Origin of the sequence: Streptomyces sp. NPDC056835 (genome assembly GCF_042789485.1) — a bacterium.
GTDB lineage: Bacteria > Actinomycetota > Actinomycetes > Streptomycetales > Streptomycetaceae > Streptomyces.
The window spans coordinates 52,095-72,850 of record NZ_JBHUBB010000034.1 but is presented as its reverse complement, the minus strand read 5'-3'; the positions used below and the strand labels follow the sequence as shown (position 1 = coordinate 72,850).

Annotated in this window: 15 protein-coding genes; 8 read left to right on the top strand and 7 right to left on the bottom strand. The window is 72.3% G+C overall.

Annotated features, from left to right (window positions below; genetic code table 11):
* Nucleotides 1-9: 9 nt before the first annotated feature.
* Nucleotides 10-807, bottom strand: a complete 798-nt coding sequence (locus tag ACFRMN_RS31130; RefSeq protein ID WP_383025750.1) for an ABC transporter permease — start codon at nt 805-807, stop codon at nt 10-12.
* Nucleotides 804-1,772: an ABC transporter ATP-binding protein gene (locus tag ACFRMN_RS31125; RefSeq protein ID WP_383025813.1), complete on the bottom strand. Its 969-nt coding sequence runs from the start codon at nt 1,770-1,772 to the stop codon at nt 804-806. The genes ACFRMN_RS31130 and ACFRMN_RS31125 overlap by 4 nt, the downstream gene beginning before the upstream one ends.
* A gap of 89 nt (nt 1,773-1,861) precedes the next feature.
* Here ACFRMN_RS31125 and ACFRMN_RS31120 point away from each other — a divergent pair, with 89 nt between their 5' ends.
* From ACFRMN_RS31120 to ACFRMN_RS31090, 7 genes are all read left to right on the top strand, one after another.
* Nucleotides 1,862-2,269 (top strand): GntR family transcriptional regulator, encoded by a 408-nt coding sequence (locus ACFRMN_RS31120; protein ID WP_383025747.1) that lies wholly within the window; start codon nt 1,862-1,864, stop codon nt 2,267-2,269.
* Nucleotides 2,270-2,408: 139 nt separating this feature from the next.
* On the top strand, nt 2,409-3,569 hold the full coding sequence (locus ACFRMN_RS31115) for a DUF1648 domain-containing protein (RefSeq protein WP_383025745.1): 1,161 nt from the start codon (nt 2,409-2,411) through the stop codon (nt 3,567-3,569).
* A 68-nt stretch (nt 3,570-3,637) separates the two neighbouring features.
* The gene (locus ACFRMN_RS31110; protein WP_383025743.1) at nt 3,638-4,258 is read left to right on the top strand and encodes a YigZ family protein; all 621 of its coding nucleotides are present in this window, start codon (nt 3,638-3,640) and stop codon (nt 4,256-4,258) included.
* 153 nt (nt 4,259-4,411) lie between these two features.
* On the top strand, nt 4,412-5,578 hold the full coding sequence (locus tag ACFRMN_RS31105) for an exonuclease SbcCD subunit D (RefSeq protein ID WP_383025741.1): 1,167 nt from the start codon (nt 4,412-4,414) through the stop codon (nt 5,576-5,578).
* Nucleotides 5,575-8,658 (top strand): AAA family ATPase, encoded by a 3,084-nt coding sequence (locus ACFRMN_RS31100; RefSeq protein WP_383025739.1) that lies wholly within the window; start codon nt 5,575-5,577, stop codon nt 8,656-8,658. Before ACFRMN_RS31105 ends, ACFRMN_RS31100 begins: the two co-directional genes overlap by 4 nt.
* A gap of 99 nt (nt 8,659-8,757) precedes the next feature.
* Nucleotides 8,758-9,609, top strand: a complete 852-nt coding sequence (locus tag ACFRMN_RS31095; protein ID WP_383025737.1) for an SDR family oxidoreductase — start codon at nt 8,758-8,760, stop codon at nt 9,607-9,609.
* A 21-nt stretch (nt 9,610-9,630) separates the two neighbouring features.
* Complete coding sequence (locus tag ACFRMN_RS31090) at nt 9,631-10,026, top strand: GNAT family N-acetyltransferase (protein WP_383025735.1); 396 nt, start codon at nt 9,631-9,633, stop codon at nt 10,024-10,026.
* A gap of 60 nt (nt 10,027-10,086) precedes the next feature.
* Here the strand turns inward: ACFRMN_RS31090 and ACFRMN_RS31085 are convergent, their stop codons facing one another.
* The 5 genes from ACFRMN_RS31085 to ACFRMN_RS31065 form a co-directional block, all read right to left on the bottom strand.
* Nucleotides 10,087-11,769: a DUF885 domain-containing protein gene (locus tag ACFRMN_RS31085; protein ID WP_383025733.1), complete on the bottom strand. Its 1,683-nt coding sequence runs from the start codon at nt 11,767-11,769 to the stop codon at nt 10,087-10,089.
* Between the two features lie 584 nt (nt 11,770-12,353).
* Nucleotides 12,354-13,763 carry a GNAT family N-acetyltransferase gene (locus tag ACFRMN_RS31080; protein WP_383025731.1) on the bottom strand — a complete coding sequence of 470 codons (1,410 nt, stop codon included), beginning with the start codon at nt 13,761-13,763 and terminating at the stop codon, nt 12,354-12,356.
* A gap of 118 nt (nt 13,764-13,881) precedes the next feature.
* Nucleotides 13,882-16,476 carry a DUF6493 family protein gene (locus tag ACFRMN_RS31075; protein ID WP_383025729.1) on the bottom strand — a complete coding sequence of 865 codons (2,595 nt, stop codon included), beginning with the start codon at nt 16,474-16,476 and terminating at the stop codon, nt 13,882-13,884.
* On the bottom strand, nt 16,473-17,849 hold the full coding sequence (locus ACFRMN_RS31070) for an SWIM zinc finger family protein (RefSeq protein ID WP_383025727.1): 1,377 nt from the start codon (nt 17,847-17,849) through the stop codon (nt 16,473-16,475). Before ACFRMN_RS31070 ends, ACFRMN_RS31075 begins: the two co-directional genes overlap by 4 nt.
* A 69-nt stretch (nt 17,850-17,918) precedes the next feature.
* Complete coding sequence (locus ACFRMN_RS31065; RefSeq protein WP_383025725.1) at nt 17,919-19,544, bottom strand: alkaline phosphatase D family protein; 1,626 nt, start codon at nt 19,542-19,544, stop codon at nt 17,919-17,921.
* Between the two features lie 285 nt (nt 19,545-19,829).
* Between ACFRMN_RS31065 and sigJ the strand changes: the two genes are divergently transcribed.
* On the top strand, nt 19,830-20,726 hold the full coding sequence (gene sigJ, locus ACFRMN_RS31060) for an RNA polymerase sigma factor SigJ (protein ID WP_383025723.1): 897 nt from the start codon (nt 19,830-19,832) through the stop codon (nt 20,724-20,726).
* Nucleotides 20,727-20,756 lie beyond the last annotated feature (30 nt).

The window sequence follows — 20,756 nt, the reverse complement described above, 5'->3', positions numbered from 1 at the left end:
GTCCGGCCGTCAGAGGACGTCCCGGCGCATGGGCACCAGTACGGCCACGGCCGCCGCGACGAGAGCGTAACCCGCCAGCAGCAGTCCGCCGCCCACCGGTGACAGCAACGACACCGGACTCGTGGCCAGTTCGTCCGCCAGGACATCAGCGAGATAGGTGAACCCGGTGAGCGAGGCCGTCGCACCACCCGGCAGCAGCGGGTAGAGCAGATTGACCCCGGGGATCATCATCAGGATCACCTCGCCCAGATAGAGATAGCCGATCACCACCGCGAGAGCCGCGATCTGATCGCGGATCAGCGCGCCCATCGCCACCCCGAGCAGGGTGTAGACCGCCATCGTCAGCGCCAGCCTGAGCAGTAGCTCGATCACCGTGCCGGTAGCCAGCCCGGGGCTGACCCCGCGGGCGGCGAGCACTCCGAAGAACCCCGCGCCCGCGCTGCCGGTCTGCACCAGCCCGTACACCAGACCGGCCACGGAGAAGGTGACCAGCTTGGCGGTGAGCACCTGCCGGCGCCGCGGCGCGAAGAGGAAGGTGAAGGTGACCGTACGGTGCCGGTACTCCGACGTCATGGCGAATGTGCCCAGCGCCGCCGGGACGAAGACCGTGAAGCCCAGCATCCCGAAGACCGACAGGACACCCTCCCTCGTCTCCAGGCCCGGCATGGGCGGCGAGAAATTCTCCGGTCCGACGGCGGTCAGCAGCCCGACCGTGCCACCGCCCAGGAGGACGGCGGTCAGCAGCGCCCACAGCCACATGCGCGTGGCGAGCAGCCGGCGGAACTCCGCCTTGATCAACGCGTTCATCGTGCGTCCTCCTCGCCGTCCGAGGTCAGTTCGAAGAACAACCGCTCCAGGCTCGCGCCCTCGGTGAGCAGTTCATGCACCCGCAGCCCCGCGGCCGACGCCAGATCGGCGATCTGCGCGGTCGCGAGCCCGTGCACCCGCAGCACGCCGTCGTGCCCCAGCTCGACGCTCCGCGCGGCCACCAACCCATGCGGTGTGCCCCGCAGCAGCACCTCCTTGAGCGCCTCGGCGTCGGGGGAGCGGACCCGTACGGTGGAGCGCCTGAACCGCTCCATCTCCCGCAGCGGGCCCACCGCGACCTGCTTGCCGCGCCGGATCAGCACGATGTCGTCCACGATCTGTTCGACCTCGCTGAGCACATGGCTCGACACCAGTACGGTGCGCCCCTCGTCGGCGAGTTCGCGCAGGAAGCGGCGCAGCCACGCGATGCCCTCGGGGTCGAGGCCATTGCTCGGCTCGTCGAGCAGCAGCACCTGAGGATCGCCCAGCAGCGCGGTCGCGAGACTGAGCCGCTGCTTCATTCCGGTGGAGAAGGTACGGGTCTTGCGGTGGGCGGCGTGCGCGAGGCCGAGCCGGTCCAGTAACTCCTCGACGCGGGCCGCCGGATGGCCGCCCATGGTGCGGTAGATCCGCAGATGGTCCCGCGCCGAGTGGTGGGGGTGGAAGGCCGAGGCGTCGAGAACCGCCCCGACGACCTCGGAGGGACGGCGCAGCTCCCCGTATCGCCTGCCGCCGATCGTGGCGGTGCCCGCGGTCGGGGTGACCAGGCCCAGGATCATGCGCATGGTCGTGGTCTTGCCGGCCCCGTTGGGGCCGAGGAAGCCGGTGATGACGCCCGGCTCCACGGAGAAGCTGAGATCGTCCACCGCGGCGACCGGCCCGAACCGCTTGGTCAGGCCGGTCACTTCGATCCGGTGGTTCGGGTGATTCATCAGCTCCGCGCCGGAAATCTTCGTCTCCTTCATGGGATCCATCCATCCCTCCCTCCGGGACCCGTGTCCGGTCCCGCCCTGGCCAACTGTTCTAGTAGTTGTACATCAGATACAGTGAAGTTGTGCAACTAGTGCTCGATCTCGACAGCGAGGTCCCGATCTATCAGCAGATCCGGGACCGGGTGGTGGAAGCCATCGCGGACGGCGTCCTGGCGCCCGGCGCGTCCCTGCCCTCCACCAGACAGCTCGCCGTCGACCTGGCGATCAACTTCCACACCGTGAACAAGGCGTACGACCTGCTTCGGCGCGAGGGCATCATCCGCGTCAACCGCAAGAGCGGAGCGGTGGTCCACCCGGACGTGCGGAAGGCGACGGCGGAACTACGGGTGGGGGCCGACTGGGAGCGGCGGCTGCGCACGCTGCTGGCCGAAGCGGTGGTACGGGGCAGTACCGAGGAGGAGGTCCTGATGTACGTACGGACGACCCTGGAGGGGTTCGCCGAGCGGAGTGAGGGGGGTGGGGAGCGATGAGGAAACCCAGGCGGTCGCGGCGGTGCTCCGGCGTGTTCCGGTGTGTCCAGGTGCCTGGCGGCCGTACCTCGTCAGGCCGTATCCCGCCCGGCCGTATTTCGCCCGGCCGTGCCCCGTCGCTCACGAGAGATTGGATCGGGTGAACACCGTGCTTGTCAGCCTGCTCGTCAATTCGGTGATCCTGCTGGCTCTGGGGGCCACCCTCTACGCGGCGCCGAGCCCGCGGCTCAACCCCCACGCGGTTCCCTTCGGCGTACGGGTACCGCCCGACAAGGCGGACGCCCCCGAAGTGAGCGAACAACGCCGGCGCTACCGCGCTCTGTTGCTGCCGGCCACCCTCATTGTCACGGCGACCGCCCTCGTCGTCGGGGCCGTGCTGGACAGCGTCGTGGTCGGCGGCGTGGCGGCGCTCGTGCTCTGCGTCATCGCCGGCGCGCTGTGGCTCGGCGCGCACCGCGCCCTCGCCCGCGCGAAGGAGCGGGGCAACTGGTACGAGCACGTACGGCAGGGCGTGGTCATGGACACCTCCCTGCGTACCGATCCCGTACGGCTCCCCTGGGCATGGACGATTCCGTCGCTCGTGGTGATCGTCGTGACCGCCGTCGTCGGTGCGATCGTCTACCCGCGGCTGCCCGAGACGATGGCGCTGCCGGAACGCACGTCGAGCGGGACCGTGTACCGCGAGATCACGACCACCTTCTGGAGCGCGTTCAGCCCGGTCTTCGCCCAGATCCTGCTGACCGCCGTGGTCATCGGGACAGTCGCCGCCGTACTGCGCGCCCGCGCGGACCTGGATGTCTCGCGGCCGCGGAGCAGCGCCGCCCGGCACCGCCGCTACCTCGGTCTGACGGCGCGCGGTCTGCTGGGCAGCGCCGCACTGCTGAACCTCATGCTGCTCGGGCTGGCCGGGATGATGTGGAGCGACAGCCGCTCCGGCGCCGTGCTGTCGCTGGTCATCGGCGTGCCGCTGCTCGGGGCCGGCGCCGTGTTCGTACCGCTCGTACGGATCGGAGCCGGGGGCGGCCGGCTGACGCCGGAAAACACGGACGGCTCGGGTGGCTTCGACGGCTCGGGCTCGGATGAGGGGACCGGGCTCGTACCGCGTGACGACGACCGCCACTGGTACGGCGCCGGCACCGTCTACGTCAACGCCGACGATCCCGCCGTGCTCGTGCCCCGGCGCGTGGGCATGGGCTGGACCGTGAACGTGGGCAATCCCCGGTTCCTGATCATCTGCGCGGTGGTGCTCGCGATCGCCGCGGGAGCGACGGTCGTGTCCGTCACCGTGGGGTCGGGCTAGGTCCTGTCCGACCGGACAGGACCCAAGGGCTGTCGAAGCGCCGATCGGGGCCCGCATAGGGTGGGGGGATGCAGGAGCAGTACCGAACCGTCGCCGGCGTGGGCGTGCACGAGACCGAGATCAACCGGTCGCGCTTCATCTGCGCGCTGGCGCCCGTGGCGACGGAGGAGGAGGCGCGGGAGTTCGTCGCGCGGATCCGCAAGGAGCACCCGACGGCCACGCACAACTGCTTCGCGTATGTGATCGGCGCCGACGCCTCGGTACAGAGGGCCAGTGACGACGGCGAGCCGGGCGGTACGGCGGGGACGCCGATGCTCCAGATGCTGATGCGACGTGAGGTGCGCTACACCGCCGCGGTCGTGACCCGCTACTACGGCGGGGTCAAGCTCGGCGCGGGGGGTCTGATCAGGGCCTACGGGGGAGTGGTCGGCGAGGCCCTGGACGCCCTCGGGACCCTCACCCGGCAGCGCTTCCGGCTCGCGACCGTCACCGTCGACCACCAGCGCGCGGGCCGGCTGGAGAACGATCTGCGGGCGACCGGGCGTGCGGTGCGGGACGTACGGTACGCCGAGGCGGTGACGATCGAGATCGGCCTGCCGGACTCGGAGGTACCGGCGTTCCGCGCGTGGCTGGCCGATACGACGGCGGGGACCGCCGTGCTGGAGCTGGGCGGAGAAGCCTTTGCCTGACGTGTGCGACGTACGCGACGGGTGCTGCGCACGCGACGTACGCGACCTGTGCTCCGCACGCGACGTACGCGACCTGTGCTGCGTACGCGACGTGTGCCACGTACGCCGGGTGCCCGATATGACCCGCGTCTGCCGCCCCCTGGAGGGCCAGTCTTGAGGATTCTGCACACGTCGGACTGGCATCTCGGGCGGTCGTTCCACCGCGTGAGCATGCTCGACGCCCAGGCCGCGTTCCTCGACCACCTCGTGGCCACGGCCCGTGACCGCGAAGTGGACGCGGTCGTCGTCGCGGGCGATGTCTACGACCGGGCCGTACCCCCGCTCAGCGCCGTGGAGTTGTTCGACCGGGCCCTGCACCGTCTCGCCGATGCCGGCGTACCGACCGTGATGATCTCCGGCAACCATGACTCGGCACGCAGGCTCGGCGTGCTCGCCGGTCTGGTCGAGCGCGCGGGGATCCATCTGCGGACCGACCCGGCCGGCTGCGCCACCCCCGTCCTGCTGGAGGACGCGCACGGCGAGGTGGCCTTCTACGGACTGCCGTATCTCGAACCGGCTCTGGTACGGGACGAGTTCAAGGTCACCAAGGTCCACCACGAGACGGTGCTCGGCGCGGCGATGGAGCGGGTACGGGCCGATCTCGCGGGACGCGACGCGGGCACGCGCTCCGTCGTCCTCGCGCACGCGTTCGTCGCGGGCGGCGCGCCCAGCGACAGCGAGCGGGACATCACCGTGGGCGGTGTGGCGGCCGTGCCCACGGGAGTCTTCGACGGTGTCGACTATGTCGCCCTGGGGCATCTGCACGGCGCCCAGACCCTTACCGAACGCGTCCGTTACGCGGGCTCGCCACTCGCGTACTCCTTCTCGGAGACCACGCACCGCAAGACGATGTGGCTGGTGGAGCTGGGGCCGCGGGGCGAGATCGAAGCGGAGCGGATCGACTGTCCGGTGCCGCGCGCCCTGGCCAGGATCCGGGGCACGCTCGGCGAACTGCTCGACGACCCCGGACTCGCCCACCACGAGGAGTCCTGGGTCGAGGCGACCCTGACCGATCCGGTACGCCCCGCCGAGCCCATGGCCCGGCTCGCCGAGCGCTTCCCGTACACCCTCAGTCTTGTCTTCGACCCGGAGCGGGAGGACGACGACCCGCTCTCCTCCTATGCCCAGCGCCTCGCGGGCCGTACCGACCAGCAGATCGCGGAGGACTTCGTGGCGCATGTACGGGGCGGACCGGGGCCCGACGAGCCCGAACGCGACGTGCTGCGCGCCGCGTTCGAGGACGTACGGGTCGACGCGACGGTACGCGAGGTGACTCCGTGAGGCTGCATCGGCTGACCCTCACCGCCTTCGGGCCGTTCGCCACCACCGAGGAAGTGGACTTCGACGCGCTCTGCGCCGCCGGGCTCTTTCTGCTGCACGGCCCGACCGGCGCCGGGAAGACCTCCGTACTCGACGCGGTCTGCTACGCGCTGTACGGCGCCGTGCCGGGTGCCCGTCAGAGCCCCGGGGCCACTCTCCGCAGCGATCACGCGCCCGTCGGGACCCCCACCGAGATCGGACTCGATCTGACCGTGGGCGGCCGGCGGCTGGAGATCGTCCGGCGGCCCGCGCAGCTCCGGCCGAAGAAGCGGACGAAGGGATTCACCACCGAGAAGGCGCAGAGCCGGCTGCGCGAGTACGACGCGGAGAGCGGTACCTGGCAGGCGCTGAGCGGCTCCCACCAGGAGATCGGCGAGGAGATCGGCCAGCTGCTCGGGATGAGCAGGGATCAGTTCTGCCAGGTGGTGCTGCTGCCGCAGGGCGACTTCGCCCGCTTCCTGCGCGCGGACGCGGAGGCGCGCGGCAAACTCCTCGGCAAGCTCTTCGACACCCGCAGGTTCGCCGCGGTCGAGGAGCGCCTCGCCGAGCTGCGGCGCGCCGCGGAGCACCGGGTACGCGCGGGTGACGACCGGCTTCTCGCCGTCGCGCAGCGCCTCGCCCAGGAGGCGGGCGACCGTACGGCGTCCCCGCTGAGCGACCGTACGGCGTCCTCACGGAGTGACCGTACGGCGTCCCCCCTGGGCAACGGTACGGCGCCGCCGCTGCCCGAACCGCGACCGGGCGACGCGGGGTTCGCCCCGGCAATCCTGGAGTGGGCGGCGGTCGTCCGCACCGGCGCCCATGAGTGGTCCGACATCGCGGAATCCGCCCTGTCCGCCGCCGGGAGCCGCGCCGCAGGCGCCCGGCGCGCGCTGGACGCCGAGCATGAACGGGCGGCGCTGCAAGAGCGGTTCGCCCAGACGCGGCGCCGCGCCGAGGCGCTGGAGGAACAGCGCGACGAGCACGAGCGGACGCGGGCCAGGCTGGAGCGTTCCCACAAGGCGGAGCTGGTCGCACCGGCGCTGTCGCTGCGCGCCGACGCGGAACAGGCGCACCGCTTCGCCAACGCCGAGTACGAACGCGCCCGCACGCTGCTGCCCGCCGGTCTCACGGACGCCGGAGCGGAACAACTCGCCGCGCTGGAAGGGAACGTGCGCCAGGAGCTCGGCGCGCTCGACGCCGCCCGGCGCGCCGAACACCGCGACGCCGAGATCACGGCCGAGCGCGCCGACCTCGACCGGCAGGCGCGGGCCGACGAGGAGGTCCTTCAGGAAGCGGCCGACTGGCTGGCCGGATGGGAGTCGAGACGCGGCGCCCTCCAGGACCGTATCGAGGCCGCGCAGGAGGCGGCGACCCGCGCCGAACAACTCGCCGGACAGCTCGATCCGGCACGCCACCGGCTCGAAGCGGCCCGACGGCGCGACACCCTCGAAGCGGCGGGCTCGGAAGCCGGGCGACTGCTCAACTCGGCCCGGGAACACACCAATACGGCGCATGAACACTGGCTCGACCTGCGCGGCCGACGGCTGGCCGGCATGGCCGCCGAGCTGGCCGCCGCACTCGCCGACGGCGAACCCTGCGCGGTCTGCGGCTCCGCCGCGCATCCCAGCCCCGCGCTGCCCACCGACGGCCAGGTCGACCCCGCCGCGGAGGACGCGGCGCTGGCTGCGTACCGGCGCGCCGACGAGGCCCGCGGGCGCGCCGAGCGCGAGCACGCGGAGATACGGGAGCGACACGCGGCGGCCCGCGCGGCGGCCGGTGAGTCGAGCGTCGCCGAACTCGCCGCGCTCACCGAGCGGTTGGACCGGGAACACGCCGAGGCCCGCCGCGTCGCCGCCGGTACACACGCCGCCCGCGAGGCCCTGGGCCGCGCCGAGCGTGAGTACGAGGGCAGGCTCACCGCGCAGCGCGAAGCCGAACGCCGCGTCGCCGCCCGTACCTCGCGACGCGACGCCCTCGAACGCGAACAGGGCGCGCTGCGGGACGAGCTGACCCGCGCCCGGGGTGACGCGGACAGTGTCGCCGAGCGCGCCGAGCGGCTGGCGGACCGGGCCGGCCGGCTCGCCGGGGCCGCCGAGGCGGTACGCGCCGTCGAGACCACCGCGCTCCGGCTCAAGGAGGCCGACGGCCGGCTCGCCGGCGCCGCCTTCCGGGCCGGTTTCGACACCCCGGAGGCCGCCGCGGACGCCCTGCTCACCGACACCGACCGGCGGACGCTCCAGCACCGGCTGGACGACTGGCGGGCCGAGGCCGCCGCGGTCGCCGACCGCCTCGCGGAACCGGAGACCCGCGCCGCCGCGGATCACCCGCCCGCCAGGACCGAGGCCGCGGAAGCCGCCCACAACGCCGCCGAACACGCCCTGCGCGACGCGTCGTCCGCCGCCACCACCGCCCGGGGCCGCCGCGCCGAGCTGGGCAGACTCTCCCGGCTGGCCGAGGCCGAGGTACGCGCACTCGGCCCGGTGCGCGAGGAGTACGACAGGGTGGCCCGCCTCGCCGGTCTCACCGCGGGCACCTCCACCGACAACGAACGCAGGATGCGCCTGGAGTCCTACGTCCTGGCCGCCCGCCTCGAACAGGTCGCGGCGGCGGCCACCGTACGGCTCCAGCGCATGTCCTCCGGCCGCTACGCCCTGGTCCACTCCGACGCCAGAACGGGCGGCCAGCGGCGCTCCGGGCTCGGGCTCCAGGTCATCGACGCCTGGACCGGCAGCGCGCGCGACACCTCGACACTCTCCGGCGGCGAGACCTTCTTCGCGTCCCTCGCCCTCGCGCTGGGCCTCGCGGACGTCGTCACCGACGAGGCGGGCGGCGTACGGCTGGACACCCTCTTCATCGACGAGGGCTTCGGCAGCCTGGACGACCAGACACTGGACGAGGTCCTGGACGTCCTGGACTCGCTCCGGGAGCGCGACCGGAGCGTCGGCATCGTCAGCCACGTCGCCGATCTGCGCCGCCGTATCCCCACCCAGCTGGAGATCGTCAAGGGCCGCGACGGCTCGGCGATCCGTCAGCAGGCTCAGAGGCCGCGCGGCCTCTAAGGGCCCCGAAGACTGAGGATCCCCGAAGACACGCCCTGGGGCGTGCCGGGGACGAAAACGATATGACAATTCACACCCCGCACGCGATCATCGTTTCTCATGCCCTCACTTGAATCCCCCACCCCTCACGCGCTCCGCCGCGACCCGCTCCCGCTGCGCGGCCGTACCGCGCTGGTCACCGGTGCCAGCCGGCGCGGGGGCATCGGATTCGCGGTCGCGCGGCGCCTCGTCGCGTACGGCGCGAGCGTGTATCTCCACCACCATGTGCCGCACGACGCCGGTCAGCCCTGGGGCGCCGATCCGGACGGTCCGGAGGGCGTCGCCGCCGCCGTACGGGAGGCGCGCGCGGATCCGGAGGCGCGGGTGGTGCACGGAGCAGCCGATCTGTCCGGGGCCGAGGCGCCCGCCGCGCTGATCGCCACCGCCGCCGAAGCGCTCGGCGGGCGGCTCGACATCCTGGTCGCCAACCACGCGCTCAGCGGCCACGACGGCACACTCGACACCATCGACGCGACGATGCTCGACGCCCACTGGGCGATCGACGCCCGGTCGGTGATCCTGCTCATCCAGGCCTATGCCCGGCTGCGCGCGACGCTGCCCGCCCGTACGCCCGGCGGCCGGGTCATGATGATGACGTCCGGTCAGGACATCGCGGGCGGGATGCCGGGAGAGATCGCGTACGGTCTGGCCAAGGGCGCCCTCGCCTCCGCGACCCGGTCGCTGGCCACCTCGCTCGCGGAGCAGGCGGTGACGATCAACACCGTCAACCCCGGGCCCGTCGACACGGGTTACCTGACGGGGGAGGCGTACGAGGAGATCGAGGCGTTGTTTCCGGCCGGGCGCTGGGGGATGCCCGACGACCCGGCCCGGCTGATCGCCTGGCTGGCCACCGACGAGGCGGAGTGGATCACCGGTCAGGTCATCGACTCGGAGGGCGGCTTCCGCCGCTGACCGGAGAGCGGGAGTAAGAGCGTGTCCACGACCGTCACCCTCGCCATCAGTCCGGCGCTCCCGGACGACGAACTGAACGCGCTGTTCGCCGCGTCCTGGCCCGGCCACCGTACGACGTCCTTCGCGCCGCTCCTGGCCCGCAGCCTGCTCTGGGTGGCCGCGCGGAAGGCGGGGCGGCTCGTCGGCTATGTGAATGTCGCGGGCGACGGCGGTCTGCACGCCTTCGTCCTCGACACCACCGTCCACCCCGATGAGCGCGGCCAGGGTCTGGGCAGGCAGCTCGTGCGCGCGGCGGCCGACGAGGCACGCGTGCGCGGCGCGCGATGGCTCCATGTCGACTACGAGGCCGATCTGACGCCCTTCTACGCGAGCTGCGGCTTCCGGCCGACGGCGGCCGGACTCATGCCTCTCGGCTGAGCCCGGCCACCCCGCCGCCACCCCGTGGCGGCCCCGTAGCCACTGCGTACCGGCGCGGGGTCAGAGCTTCGACAACTCGTCCACCAGATCGTCGAGACCCAGCGAGCCCTGCGACAGCGCCGCCATGTGCCACGCCTTCGCGTCGAACGCGTCGCCGTGCGCCTTGCGGGCGTTCTCCCGGCCGAGCAGCCAGGCACGCTCGCCCAGCTTGTAGCCGATGGCCTGGGCAGGCATCGACAGATAGCGGATCAGCTCGCTCTCCACGAAGTCCGCGGGACGGCCGCTGTGGTTCCCGAAGAACTCCTGCGCCAGCTCGGGCGTCCAGCGCTCGCCCGGGTGGAACGGCGAGTCCGCCGGGATCTCCAGCTCCAGATGCATACCGATGTCCACGATCACCCGGCAGGCGCGCATCATCTGCGCGTCCAGGTAACCGAGCCTGCGCTCCGCGTCCGGCAGGAAGCCCAGCTCGTCCATCAGCCGCTCCGCGTAGAGCGCCCAGCCCTCCGCGTTGGCGCTGACCTGGCCGACCGAGGCCTGGTAGCGGGAGAGCTGATCGGCGACATGGGTCCACTGCGCGATCTGCAGATGGTGGCCGGGAACGCCCTCGTGGTACCAGGTCGACACCAGGTCGTACACCGGGAAGCGGGTCTCGCCCATGGTCGGCAGCCAGGTGCGGCCGGGGCGGGAGAAATCCTCGGTGGGACCGGTGTAGTACGGGGCCGCCGCGCCGCCCGGCGGGGCGATCCGGGACTCCACGCGCCGTACGCGCTCGGCGAGTTCGAAGTGGGTGCCGTCGAGCGCGTCGATGGCCTCGTCCATCAGTTCCTGGAGCCAGACCCTGACCTCCTCGACCCCCTCGATGTGCTTCCCGTGCTCATCGAGATGGGCAAGCGCCTCCCAGGGGCCCGCGCCCGGCAGGATCTTCCCGGCCTCGGTCGTCATCTCGGCGCGCAGCCGGTGGTATTCGGACCAGCCGTACGCGTACGCCTCGTCCAGATCCAGATCGGTGCCGTTGAAATACCGCGACCAGCGGGCGTAGCGCTCGCGGCCCACGGTGTCCGGGGCGCCCTCGACGGCCGGCGCGTACACCTCGCGCATCCAGTCCCGCAGCTCGGCGAGGGAGGCGGTGGCGGAGCGTGCGGCGGCGTCCAGTTCCGTACGGACGGAGTCGGGCCCGGCGGAGACGAACTCCTCGAACCAGCCGCTCTCCTCGCCCACCCACTCCGTCAGCTGGCCGATGAAGGTCGCGGTGGCCCGGGGGCCGCCCAGCAGCTCGCGTTCCAGGCCGAGGGTGAGCGATTCGCGGTATCCGGCGAGCGCGGCGGGCACGGCCCGCAGCCGCTCGGCGATCGCCGACCAGTCCTCGTCCGTCTCGGCCGGGGTCAGCGGGAACGCGTCGCGGAGATGGTGCACGGGCGAGTGGATATTGCTGACCAGCCTCAGCCCCTCCTCGGCGTCATGGACGGCGAGTTCGGCCGTCAGACGCTCACGCAGCAGCCGGCCGCAGCGCCGCTCGGCATCGCTGTCCGCGCCCGGCAGCGTTTCGGCCATATCGAGCCGGGCGAGGGTCGCCCGGCCGAGATCGGCGACAGCCTGCTGTCCGGCCGGGGAGAAGTCGGGCAGGCGACGGGAGCTCTCCGCGACGCCCAGATAGGTTCCGGTGATCGGGTCGAGTTCGATGAGTGCGTCGACGTAGGCGTCGGCGACCTGGCGGGGCAGCGCGCTGCCGGATGTGGCTGACATGCGGACATCCTCTCCGAGGGAGAACTTCCGCGTCACATCCTCGTCCCCGGCGGATCGGTCGGAATGGCCGATGACGGCGACATCGGGGGACCGCCCCTTCCGGAAGATCGACCCGGCGCCGGCGCGGGCGACTGTGGACCTGTCCGGCATCGTGACATGGACCGGACAGTCGTCCGGGCCGGTGGGACGGAAAAGCGCCCGGGACACCGAACAGTGCCGGGGACACGGAACAGCGCCCGGGACACGGAACAGTGCCGGGGACACGGAACAGCGCCCGGGACACGGAACAGTGCCGGGGACACGGAACAGCGCCCGGGACACCGAGCAGTTCCCAGGACGCGGAACAGCGCCCGTGCCACGGGAAAGGCCCGGATCCGCTCCACGACCGGGCCGATCGGCTCCCTGCGGGCGGTGCGGTCCCGGCCCGAAGGGAGAGCAGGGCACCGGGACCACAGCCGATTTTGGCCGGATCACGACGTAGCCGATGCCCGTAACCACCTCGGACCCGGACCGCCGGGGCACCCGATCCGGGCCGGGTCCGGGCCGAGTCCGGGTCCAGTCCGGGTCCAGTCCGGGCCGGGCACTCAGCGATCGGCCTGCTCGTGGTCGAACATCTCCGAATCGCCGTACGGAGGAAGCCCCGGCGCGGCCGTCGGCTCCAGCCGGGCCGTGATGACCAGCGTTCCCTCGTCGATCTGGTAGTCCAGCGGCAGACCGAGGTCCCGCATGGTCGCGACCATGCCCGTGTTGGACGCCTGCGTGACGGCGTACACGCTGCCGCACCGGGCCTCGACGGCGAGCGCCACGAGCCTGCCAAGCAGTTCGGAACCGATTCCGCGCCGCTGCCAGGTGTCCTCCACGATCAGCGCCACCTCGGTCTCGTCGCCGTCCCAGAGCAGATGGCCGAGGGCGACGAGGCGGCCGGATTCCGTCTCGACCGCGAGCGTACGTCCGAAGCGCGGGCTGAGCAGATGGTTCAGATAGCGGTCGGCGTCCCCGACCGGGCCGTGGTAGCGCAGGCCCAGGGTCCGTTCGGAGCAGCGGGCGTGCATGGCGAGCGCGGCGTCGAGATCGCCGCGGTCGGCGCGGCGGACGGTGATCTCCTCGCCCTCGGGCAGCGTGAGTACGTCCTGGCCGCGGGGGATACGCGGGCCGAGCCGGGCGTCCAGCTCGACCAGTGCCCGGGCCCGAGCGAACTCGGTCGGGGTGAAGGGCAGATAGGGGCGCTCGACGATGACGCTGCCGCCGTGCGGGTCGTGCAGCCGCATCTCCGTTCCGTCCAGCACTCCTTCGACGGGCGCGCTCCCGCCGGAGGCGCGGTCGGCGAGGGAACCGGCGGGCCGGGAGCGGATCGTGCAGCGGCCGAGCAACTGGCGCAGCGAGAGCGGCAGTTCGGCGGCGTCCAGCGCGGTACGGGTGGCGAGGCCGAGCACCCGGGTCGGGGTGTCCACCAGATCGTGCGCGTCGGCGCGCTCGATCCATGTACTGCTGCCGCCCGCGGCCGAGATCTCGCGGGTGAGGTCCTTCGCCTGGAGCACGGACGGCGCGCGCAGCAGGAACTCGTCCACGGTGCCCTCGGCCAGCGGATGGGTCTGGAGGGTGAGGATGTCGACATGGTGCGTGGCGAAGGCGGTGCACAGCGCGGCGAGACTCCCCGGCTCGTCCCGCACGGTGGTCCGCATCCGCCAGAGCGTCGTCTCCACCGATTCGGCCGGGCCCGCACCCTTCCGCGCGTCCGGCACCGGCGGGGCCTGGCTGCCGGACGGCGGTGGGGCATGACCGTGCCTTCGTGCCCACCATGTGTGGAACATGGCCGTGGCGATCAGCGCCACGGCGGAGGCGACCAGCAGGAACGCGCCGTCGGGTCCATGGGCGATCATGTTCGCGAGGGCGTCGGCGACGGCCACGGCGGTGAACAGGGCGGCCAGCTCAACAAGGTCCCGCCGCCAGTGGTGCGGACGGCGGACACTCTTCGCGGAAGTCACATTGGTCATGGCCTCACTCTGACGGAATGGTGTTGCGTGATCACGAACGGTTTGTGACTGATGGGTTAAGGATGGATCTGTTCCATTTTGGCCTGTCTTTGGTCAAATTTGGCGCGGAGTGTTCGCTTCAGCAGCGCAATGTGGCCAGCAGCCGGGCCGATTCCCCGACCAGCCGCGAGCTGCCCCCGCGCCCGGCCAACTCCGCCAGCCCAGGTATGTCCCCGGTGGCACCGCACCGCTCCGCGCACTCGGCGGCCACGGAAAGAATCTCCCCCAGCCCGGGACGCGCGGTCCCCGGAGCCAGCAGACCGGGCAGCGCCGCGCCCAGTACGGACCAGACCGTGGCGTGGGCGCCGGTCGCCGCGGCCGTACGGACGGCGTCGGCCCACCGGTTCACCTTGACCTGGTCCGATTTCACCAGGGAGGCCAACTCCCGGCCAAGCAGCTCGCCGTCCAGGTCACCGCGGGCGGCCAGCACCAGCAGCGCGTCCACCGCAGACAGCCGGTCCTGCGGGTGACGCGCCCCGAGGCCGTATGCCACGCCCCGGTGCAGCGAGCGGCCCGCCGGGCCACCGCTCTCGGCGAGCGGCGGCAGCCACCAGGACCCGCCCCGCTGGTCGTCCCGCGCGCAGGCGGTCACCTCGGGCAGCAGCCACGCGGCGAGCGTCTCGCGGTCCTCGGGCAGGACGGCCGGCCAGTCGCCTTGTCGGTCCCCGCTCCAGTGATGGCACCGCGAATCGGCGGGCAGGTCCGGAAGGCCCAGCCAACGGAACGCTCGCGGGAATTGCCGCCGGATGGCCAGACCCTGGCCCAGTCGCGAGGCCATCGTGGTCTTCGCCCGCTCCGCACCGCCATCGAGCGCGGGCAGCGACGTCCCGCCCCCGGTCAGCCAGGCGGCGAGCCGGCCGCCCTCGGGGGTGCCCAGCGCGGCCGCCGCGCGCGCTGTCTCCGGGTCCCGGCCGCGCCGTACCCGTAGCAGCGCCTGGGCGAAGTCGACCGGAGCCGGCGTGGCACACAGACGCTGGTACTCACCCAGCCGCTCCATCAGCACATCGGGGTCCAGCGCGCCCGTCTCCCAGGTCGGCGTGGCGAGGAGGAACGGCAGCGGTCGGGTACGCAGCAGATACGCGGCCTCCCACAGCCGCGCGTCGATCACCCCGTTCAGCGTGGCGTGGGCGCAGGATCCCCGGCTCACCCCTCGGGTGTTCGCGTTCCACAGCGCCTTCGTGGACACCCGCTCCAGCACCGAAGCGGCCACCACCTCCACCCCGTCGGAGTTCCGGGACAACCACTCGTCGCGATCGCGCGGCGTCCCGTCCTTCATCCACCAGCAGGCGGCCAGCGCGTCGCGCAGCGAGCCGGCCAGCGCCGCCCGGTCCCGGTAGGCGTGCCGGACCAGGCCGTCCAGTACCCGTTCGAAGTCGGCCATCGCACCGGCCGAGGTGATCAGCGCCGACGTCTGCTCCACCAGCTCCGCGAGATCCGACGGGGACGGAACCAGCGGCGCCGGCTCCGGTGCGGGCGGCAGGATCTCCTCGTACGGACCGGAATCCAGCTCCACCGGCAGCTCGTCGAAGACCTCGGCGGCCCGCGCTCGGTGGACCGGACTCAGCCGGGCCGCGGCCATGGCCAGCTCCGAGCGCTGATCCGCCGTGACGGCGGACAGCTGCCGGACCACCAGCTTCAGCGCCCGCTCCTGGATGCCCACGTCCTCATGTCCGAACGCCTCGGCCGCCACGGGCAACAGCGCTTCCGCGCCGCCGCCGTCCGCGCGCAGGACCTTGCCCATCAGCACCAGTTGAGCCCGGACGAGCTTCTTCTCCGGCCGGAACAGCACCGACGCCGACATATCGGCCAGGCTCCGCATGGGCAGAGCGCCACGGAGCGCCAGCCGGGCGAGCACCCGCTGCGCGTGCCCGGCCACCGTCGATGTGCCGTCCGACGCCATACCGATCCAGTCGGACGCGCGGGCGCGCTCCTCGTCCGGGGTCAGTGCCAGCCGGTCGAGCAGCTTCAGGAAGAAGTCCAGATCGCCGGGCTTCCCGCCGCGCAGCAGCCGCGCCACGGAGGCGTCCACCAGCAGTCGTCGCTCCACCACCTCTTCCTCGGCGAGGACGGCGAGCACCGACGGCCAGTGGCGCGGGTCGGTGATGTCGCCGTACAGGACGAGCGGGCTGGGCAGTTCGGCCGTCTCGAACAGGCGTGGAACCATGACCCGCAGCTGTGGATCCTTCCGCAGCGCCGGCAGGAGCCGGCCATGGGACGGAGCCGCCTCGGCCCAGCCATGCACATACTCGTCCGTGTCCGGTACGGGACATCCCGCCAGCCGGACCAGGCCCGCGATGAACGGGTAATCGAGCCGCGCGGTCGACGCCCGGCCCGCGAGCCGGTGCGCGACATCGCCGAGCCAGCCCGGCTCGCGGTCCGAGAGAAGGCCGAGCATCAGCTCATGCGGCAGCGAGAAACCCTCGCGCAGATCGCGGGCGCCGATCCACGCCGCCGTCGCCGCGGCCCCCGTATGACAGCCCGCCCCGGCGACCACCAGCGCCCGCTGAATCCGTCTGCGCTCCCGCCACCGGTCCCACGGCCAGTCGCGCAGCTCCTCGCGGAGCGCCTTCAACGCGGCCAGCGCCTCCTTGCGGTCCGCCGCCGTCATAGGCCCGACCAGCCCGGGAACGGCATCGGCCCGGCCGGCCCGTACGACATCGAGCAGTTCGCTCATCGCACACCGCTCACGGTCACGACGGCCTCGCGGCGCGCCATCCGGACGGCCAGCGCGTGCTTGCACGGCCCGCGTTTCCCCCGGTAGTCGGCCCACCACCGGCAGGTGCAGCTGAGCACGCCGTCGGCTTCCCGCACCTGGTAGCGCCGCTCTCCCGACGCCACCGACGCCGGATCGCCATCGAGGACGACGGCCCCCGAGGAGACCAGGGCGCGCGCCGCGACCAGCCGTGGATTGTGCCGCTCTGCGCGGTCCGCGTCATACGGCAGCTCCCGGTGGAAGTACGCGGCGTCCGCGATGTCGTAGCCGACCCGGCCCGCCGTTCCGAGCCGGATCAGCGCGGCCCGTACCCGCTCCACCGTCAGCCCCGCCCGCGCGGCCAGCTCCACCGGGTCGATCCGCGGCTCCCACGCCAGCAGTACGGACACCAACTCGGCGTCCTCGGCGGCCTCTTCCGTCGCCAGCGCCTCCAGCACCCCGCCCTCACCGGAGAATCCGCGCGCCGGGTCGGGCGACAGGGTGAGCGTGAGCCGCATCCCCGGCAGCACCACCTCCCAGGCGCTCGCCGTCGCGGCTCCGTCGGCCACCGGCCCGTACACCCGCAGCGCCGTCGCGTCCCGCAGCACCCGCTGCAACGCCACCAGCCGGTGCGGACCCGGCAGACATACCGCCCCCGGCGCCGGCCTGGTGGTCGGCCGTAGCGTCCTGCCCGCCGGTACGACCCACATCGCCCCGCGCGAGGAACTGCCCGAGCCACGTGGCAGCGAACGCAGAAAACGGACGGCCTCGGCGGCGGTCAGCTCGGCCCGCAGATCGAAACCGGCCGAGACCACCTGCGCCTCGGCGAAGCCGCGCAGCCACCGGTCGGGCAGCGGGACCTTCTTCTCCACCACCGCGCCGTCCAGCGTGGTGACCGCCAACTCGTCGGGCCCCACCCGCAGATGCAGCGGATCGTCACCCATCATCCGGGACAGGGCCGCACGCAGCGGATTGTTCACGTCCACATTGGTCGTGCCATGCCCGGTCTCCGCGCCGTCGAGCCCGTCCCGCCCCACATCGAGCCGTGCGTACACCCCGCAGCAGCCGGAGAACGACTCGAAGCGCAGCCGGTCGCCGTTGCCCGTCACCACCGGATCCAGCGACGCGCGCGACACCTGCTGGTAGTACCGGGCGCCCGCCACATCCGCGACCGCGAGCAGCCCCCGGGCGGCGGCCCGCGGCGAGGACAGGAACCCGGAGAAGAAGCGCGGATGCGCCTCGGCACCGGTGGGTGTGAGCCCGCCCGAGGTCTCCAGGCCGAGCAGCCGTCCGCCCCGCGCACTCTCCAGGGCGGACGGACGGGAATAGGCGAGCGCCTGTACGGATCGCGTCATGGAAAAGACGTTAGATCCCGGCACTGACAATCGACTTCGGGCGAACCCCGGCAGGCGGAGCCGCGGCTCCTACTGGCCGACCTTCCCCGGCTGGAGCACCTTCGTGAACAGCACCGTTCCGCCCTCTTCCCGCAGCCGGACCGTCAGTTCACCGCCGGCGCCGTCGATGTCGACCTCGCCGAAGAGCGGCGGGACCTCCATCGGGGAGAGGTTCGAGCCCTGCGGCGCCTTGACGAAGGCCCGGTCGGGACCGAACGTGTCGTCCAGCTTGCTGGCCGGGAACTGGCCCGCGGCGATCGGGCCCGAGACGAACTCCCAGAAGGGCGCGAAGTCCTTGAAGGCGGCCCGCTCCGGCGTGTAGTGCTGCGCCGAGGTGTGGTGGACGTCCGCCGTCAGCCACAGCGTGCCGGTGATCCGCTGGTGCTTGATGTACCGCAGCAGCTCGGCGATCTGGAGTTCCCGGCCGAGCGGAGCGCCCGGGTCGCCCTGGGCGATCGCCTCGATGTTCGCCGTACCGTCCGGCACGACCAGTCCGATCGGCATATCGGCGGCGATCACCTTCCACACCGCGCGCGACCGCGACAGCTCGCGCTTGAGCCACGCGAGCTGCTCCGCGCCGAGGATGCCGTTGGTGTCGTCGGTCTGCCGGCCGGGCGAGTTGGCGTTGCGGTACGTCCGCATGTCCAGGACGAACACATCGAGCAGCGGACCGTGGTTCACCACACGGTGGACGCGCCGGTCCGCCCCGCGCGCGGGCGTCGAGATCGGGAAGTACTCGTGGAACGCCTGCGTGGAGCGGGCGGCCAGCACATCCACGTTCTTCTCGGTGTAGCGCACGTCGTCCAGGATCTGGCCCGGGTACCAGTTGTTGCGCACCTCGTGGTCGTCCCACTGAGTGATCGACGGGACCTCGGAGTTGAAGCGCCGTACGTTCTCGTCGAGCAGGTTGTAGCGGAAGTTCCCCCGGTACTCGGCCAGCGTCTCCGCGACCTTCGCCTTCTCCGGAGTGGTGACATTGCGCCAGACACGGCCGTCGGGCAGCGTCACGCTCGGCTCGATCACACCGTCCGCGTAGATCGTGTCGCCGCTGCACAGGAAGAAGTCGGGGTTGAGCCGGCGCATCTCGTCGTACACGGTGAAGCCGCCGATGTCCGGGTTGATGCCCCAGCCCTGCCCCGCGATATCGCCGGACCACACGAACCGCACGCCCTGACGGCGCCTCGCGGGCGCCGTACGGAACGTGCCGTACACCGGCTCGCCGGTACGGCGCGGGTCGTGGGGATCGGCCAGGGTCACCCGGTAGTGCACCTGCTCGCCGGCCGGCAGTCCGCGCAGCGGGACCGTACCGGTGAAGTCGGTGCCGGGGCCGAGCAGCGGACCGTGCCAGGAGCGGGCGCGCCGGAACGATTCGGTGGCCGAGGTCTCCACGATCATGCGGGCCGGCCGGTCGGACCGTACCCACACCAGCCCGGACGAGGAGGTGACATCGCCGGCCTGCACACCCCAGGCGGCGCGCGGCCGGCCGGACAGCGCCTGGGCGGGGGCGGCGCCCGCGAGCGCGGCACCGGGCAGCGCCAGCACGGCCGAGGCGGCGAGCGAGCCGCGCAGCACACCGCGGCGGCCGGGGCCGCTCGGAGCGTCGGGGGAGGGAGAGGAAGAGGAAACCGGGGAGGTGTTGCCGGAGTCGTGCGACATCGATGCGTCTCCTGTGCAGATGGTGCGCCGGGGTGTCACGCCATGCCTAACGCCCGGCGGCGGCCGGAGCACGAACCCCGGGTGAACAACCGGCCGCGCGCCCCACCCCTCGGCGGCCCCGGCCGGCAGCCGTACCCCGCGCTGGATCCCGCCCGGCGTCAACTGCGCGTACCCGATGACCAGTCGCACCGCGGAACCCGCCGTTCCCGGGATCTTCCCTCCGGGTACGGCGGCCAGGACCCAATCGCCTGGACAACCGGTGCGCCCATCGGCTGGGATGGGAACGTGGCGACCGACACCGCGAGCACCGACGAATTCGAAGCGCACCGGCCCGTATTGACCGGGGTCGCCTACCGCATGCTCGGCGGGGTCGCCGACGCCGAGGACGTGGTGCAGGAGGCATGGCTGCGCTGGAGCGCCGCCGAGCGCACGGACATCCGCGAGCCGCGCGCGTATCTCGTACGGATCACCACGCGCCTCGCCATCGACCGGCTCCGGCAGGCGAAGGCGCGGCGCGAGTCCTACGTCGGCCCCTGGCTGCCCGAACCGATCGTCACCGACTTCGGACCCGCCCTCCCCGACACGGCCGAGCGCGCCGTGCTCGCCGACTCGGTGTCCGTCGCCGTGCTGGTCGTCCTCGAATCCCTCTCGCCGCTGGAGCGCGCGGTGTTCGTGCTGCGCGAGGCGTTCGGCTTCCCGTTCGGCGAGATCGCCGTCACCCTGGAGCGCAGCGAGGCCGCCGTCAGACAACTGGCCGGCCGGGCCCGCCGCCATGTCGAGGAACGCAGGCCGCGATACGACGTCGACCCGGCCGAACGCCGCGCTCTCACCGAGCGGTTCCTCGCCGCCGCGGGTGGCGGCGATCTCGACGCGCTGCTCGCCCTGCTGGCCCCCGACGTACGGCTGGTCGGCGACAGCGGAGGCAAGGCCAAGGCGCCGCTGCGGGTCATCGAGGGTGCCGACAAGGTGGGCCGGTTCATGTTCGCCGTCGCGGAGGCAGCGGCGCTGTTCGAGTTGCGGGCCATGGAGTTCAACGGCGCCCCCGCGGTGCTCGTCCTCGCCGGCGGAGTACCCGATCTCGTCCTCCAGCTGGAGATCAGGGACGGCAAAGTGGAGTGCGTCTACATCGTGCGGAATCCGGACAAGCTCAGTGGAGCCGTCCTGGAGCGCCCCTCCGCGTAAGCCCTGCTCGTCGCTACCCGGGACACCTGA

Coding starts and splice junctions, on each gene's coding strand:
- ACFRMN_RS31130 (WP_383025750.1), bottom strand. CDS start 807: ATGAACGCGTTGATCAAGGCGGAGTTCCGCCGGCTGCTCGCCACGCGC.
- ACFRMN_RS31125 (WP_383025813.1), bottom strand. CDS start 1,772: ATGAAGGAGACGAAGATTTCCGGCGCGGAGCTGATGAATCACCCGAAC.
- ACFRMN_RS31110 (WP_383025743.1), top strand. CDS start 3,638: ATGCAGGAGCAGTACCGAACCGTCGCCGGCGTGGGCGTGCACGAGACC.
- ACFRMN_RS31095 (WP_383025737.1), top strand. CDS start 8,758: ATGCCCTCACTTGAATCCCCCACCCCTCACGCGCTCCGCCGCGACCCG.
- ACFRMN_RS31085 (WP_383025733.1), bottom strand. CDS start 11,769: ATGTCAGCCACATCCGGCAGCGCGCTGCCCCGCCAGGTCGCCGACGCC.
- ACFRMN_RS31080 (WP_383025731.1), bottom strand. CDS start 13,763: ATGACCAATGTGACTTCCGCGAAGAGTGTCCGCCGTCCGCACCACTGG.
- ACFRMN_RS31075 (WP_383025729.1), bottom strand. CDS start 16,476: ATGAGCGAACTGCTCGATGTCGTACGGGCCGGCCGGGCCGATGCCGTT.
- ACFRMN_RS31070 (WP_383025727.1), bottom strand. CDS start 17,849: ATGACGCGATCCGTACAGGCGCTCGCCTATTCCCGTCCGTCCGCCCTG.
- ACFRMN_RS31065 (WP_383025725.1), bottom strand. CDS start 19,544: ATGTCGCACGACTCCGGCAACACCTCCCCGGTTTCCTCTTCCTCTCCC.